Annotated in this window: 1 protein-coding gene; it reads left to right on the top strand. The window is 57.0% G+C overall.

Annotated features, from left to right (window positions below; genetic code table 11):
- Nucleotides 1–4,478: immunoglobulin-like domain-containing protein (locus AC1RAC_RS28205; protein WP_492617178.1), on the top strand; the 4,478-nt coding region annotated here is incomplete at both ends.

The following is a 4,478-nucleotide window of genomic DNA, read 5'->3' as shown; positions in this document are numbered from 1 at the left end:
TACAACAATGGTTCGACGGTCAGCACCACGATCACGGGCGCAACGGGCGGTAACTTCGAGAACCTGGTACCGAATACAACGCCAGCGGTCACCACCATTACCGATTCGATCGACACCACCACGGTCACCCTGACCGCGGGTTCGACCGTAACCGAAGGCGGCCAGATCACCTACACCGCCACCTTGACCAACCCGGCGCAGACGCCTGTGAATGTCACCTTGAGCAATGGCTCGGTGATCACCATCAAAGCGGGTGAGTCGACAGGCAGCATTGTCGTTGATACGCCGGCTAATGACGTCTACGTCAACGGCAGCACCGTCAGTACGACGATTACGGGCGCGACTGGCGGCAATTTCGAGAGCCTGGTGCCGAGCACCACGCCAGCGGTTACCACCATTACCGATTCGATCGACACCACCACTGTGACGCTGACAGCCCCAACCGAGGCGAACGAAGGTGGTCAGGTGACGTATACCGCCACGCTTTCCAATAAAGCGGGCACTGATGTCACGTTGAAGTTGGACAACGGCTCAAGCATCACCATCAAAGCTGGCGAAACCGTTGGCACCGTGACCGTGCCCGCCCCTACCGATGACGTGTTCATCGACAAGAGCACCCAAACGGTCAAGATCACCGAAACCACCGGCGGCAACTTCGAAAAACTGGAAGTTGCAGGCAGCGGCGCAACCACCACGATCAACGACACCACCGACAAAGTCGATGTGGTCCTGACCGCTACCACCACCGTTGGCGAAGGCGGCAATATCGTCTACACCGCTAGCCTTGTGGATAAGAACGGCGCGCCGGTGACTAACATCACTAACCCGTTGACCGTCACTTTGGATAACGGTCAGACCATTACTATCGGTGTTAACCAATCCAGCGGCACCGTTACCACCGTGGCGCCAGACGATATTTATAAAGGCGATCAGACCGTCACCGCTGCTATCAAGGGTGTGACCGGCGGCGAGCATTTTGAAAATCTGGTTCCAGGTACTACCCCAGTTAACACGACCGTTACCGATACACCGGGCACCGATAACACCACTACCGTGACACTGACGGCTCCGACCGAGGCGAATGAGGGTGGCGAGATCACTTACACCGCCACGCTTTCCAACAAAGCGGGCACTGACGTCACGCTGAAGTTGGATAACGGCTCAAGCATCACCATCAAAGCTGGCGAAACCGTTGGCACCGTGACCGTCCCTGCGCCTACCGATGACGTGTTCATCGACAAGAGCACGCAGACCGTTCAGATCACCGAGGCCACTGGCGGCAACTTCGAAAAACTCGAAGTGGCAGGCAACGGCGCGACCACCACGATCAACGACACCATCGACAAGGTCGATGTAGTTCTGACGGCCACTACCACTGTCGGCGAAGGCGGCAACATCGTCTACACCGCCAGCCTTGTGGATAAAAACGGCGCACCGGTGACTAACATCACTAACCCGCTGACCGTGACCTTGGATAACGGCAAGACAATCACCATCGGTGTGAACCAGTCGAGTGGCTCTGTCACCACTATCGCGCCGGATGACGTTTATAAAGGCGACCAGACCGTCACTACCGCTATCAAAGGCGTCACTGGTGGCGAGCACTTTGAAAACTTGGTCCCTGGCACGACGGCAGTGAACACCACTGTCACCGACACCCCCGATACCGACAACACAACGACTGTCATCCTGACTGCGCCAAATGCAGTTAACGAAGGTGGCCAGATCACCTACACCGCGACCTTGAGCAACAAGGCCGGCACCGACGTCACGCTGAAACTCGACAACGGCTCAAGCATCACCATCAAGGCTGGCGAAACCGTAGGCACCGTCACTGTCCCTGCGCCTACCGATGACGTGTTCATCGACAAGAGCACACAGACCGTCAAGATCACCGAGACCACTGGCGGCAACTTCGAGAAGTTAGAAGTCGCAGGCAACGGCGCGACCACCACGATCAACGACACCATCGACAAAGTCGACGTAGTCCTGACCGCCACCACCACCGTCGGTGAAGGCGGCAATATCGTCTACACCGCCAGCCTTGTGGATAAAAACGGCGCGCCGGTGACCAACATCACCAACCCGCTGACCGTTACCTTGGACAACGGTAAAACCATCACCATCGGCGTAAACCAATCGAGCGGTAGCGTTTCGGTTGTTGCTCCTGATGATGTGTACAAGGGCGACCAAACCGTCACCACCGCCATCAAAGGCGTGACCGGCGGCGAGCACTTCGAAAATCTGGTTCCAGGTACTACCCCGGTTAACACCACCGTTACTGATACACCGGGCACCGATAACACCACTACCGTAACGCTGACAGCTCCGACCGAGGCGAATGAGGGTGGCCAGATCACTTATACCGCCACGCTTTCCAACAAAGCGGGCACTGACGTCACGCTGAAGTTGGACAACGGCTCGTCGATCACCATCAAGGCTGGCGAAACTGTTGGCACCGTCACTGTCCCTGCGCCTACCGATGACGTGTTTATCGATAAGAGCACCCAGACCGTTAAGATCGCCGAGACCACCGGCGGCAATTTCGAAAAACTCGAAGTGGCAGGCGACGGCGCAACCACCACGATCAACGACACCATCGACAAGGTAGATGTGGTCCTGACCGCTACTACCACCGTCGGCGAAGGCGGCAATATCGTCTACACCGCCAGCCTTGTGGATAAAAACGGCGCACCGGTGACCAACATCACCAATCCGCTGACCGTGACCCTGGATAACGGCAAGACAATCACCATCGGTGTGAACCAGTCGAGTGGCTCTGTCACCACCATCGCGCCGGATGACGTGTACAAAGGCGACCAGACCGTCACTACCGCCATCAAAGGCGTGACCGGCGGCGAGCACTTTGAAAATCTGGTTCCAGGTACTACCCCGGTTAACACCACCGTTACTGATACACCGGGCACCGATAACACCACTACCGTAACGCTGACAGCTCCGACCGAAGCGAATGAGGGTGGCCAGATCACCTATACCGCGACCTTGAGCAATAAGGCCGGTACCGACGTCACGCTGAAGTTGGATAACGGCTCTTCGATCACCATCAAGGCTGGCGACACTGTTGGCACTGTGACCGTGCCCGCTCCTAGCGATGACGTGTTCATCGATAAGAGCACTCAGACCGTCAAGATCACCGACGCTTCCGGCGGCAACTTCGAAAAACTGGAAGTTGCAGGCAGCGGCGCAACGACCACGATCAACGACACCATCGACAAGGTCGATGTGGTCCTGACGGCCACCACCACCGTTGGTGAAGGCGGCAACATCGTCTACACCGCCAGCCTTGTGGATAAAAACGGCGCACCGGTGACTAACATCACCAATCCTCTGACGGTGACTTTGGATAACGGCAAAACCATCACCATCGGTGTGAATCAGTCGAGCGGCTCCATCACCACCATCGCGCCGGATGACGTGTACAAAGGCGACCAGACCGTCACCACCGCCATCAAAGGCGTGACCGGTGGCGAGCACTTTGAAAACTTGGTTCCTGGCACGACGGCAGTGAACACCACTGTCACCGATACCCCAGGCACCGATAACACCACCACCGTGACGCTGACGGCTCCGTCCGAGGCAAACGAGGGTGGGCAGATTACGTACACCGCCACGCTTTCCAACAAAGCGGGCACTGATGTCACGCTCAAGTTGGATAACGGCTCGTCGATCACCATCAAGGCTGGCGAAACCGTTGGTACTGTGACCGTCCCTGCGCCTAACGATGACGTGTTCATCGACAAGAGCACCCAAACGGTCAAGATCACCGAAACCACCGGCGGCAACTTCGAAAAACTGGAAGTTGCAGGTAACGGCGCGACCACCACGATCAACGACACCATCGACAAAGTTGATGTGGTCCTGACGGCCACCACCACCGTTGGTGAAGGCGGCAACATCGTCTACACCGCCAGCCTTGTGGATAAAAACGGCGCACCGGTGACTAACATCACCAATCCGCTGACGGTGACTTTGGATAACGGCAAAACCATCACCATCGGTGTGAATCAGTCGAGCGGCTCCATCACCACCATCGCGCCGGATGACGTGTACAAAGGCGACCAAACCGTCACCACTGCTATCAAAAGCGTGACTGGCGGCGAGCATTTTGAAAACCTGGTCCCTGGCACTACCGCAGTGAACACCACTGTCACCGATACCCCCGGTACCGACAACACAACGACTGTCACCCTGACTGCGCCAAGTGCGGTTAACGAAGGTGGTCAGATTACCTATACCGCGACCTTGAGCAACAAGGCTGGCACTGACGTCACCCTGAAGCTGGATAACGGCTCGTCGATCACGATCAAGGCTGGCGACACTGTTGGCACCGTAACCGTACCCGCGCCTACCGATGACGTGTTCATCGACAAGAGCACCCAAACGGTCAAGATCACCGAAACCACCGGCGGCAACTTCGAAAAACTGGAAGTTGCAGGTAACGGCGCGACCACCACGAT

The organism is Pseudomonas sp. GW823-FHT02F05 (assembly GCF_058797315.1).
This window is presented reverse-complemented; position numbering and strand designations above follow the sequence as displayed.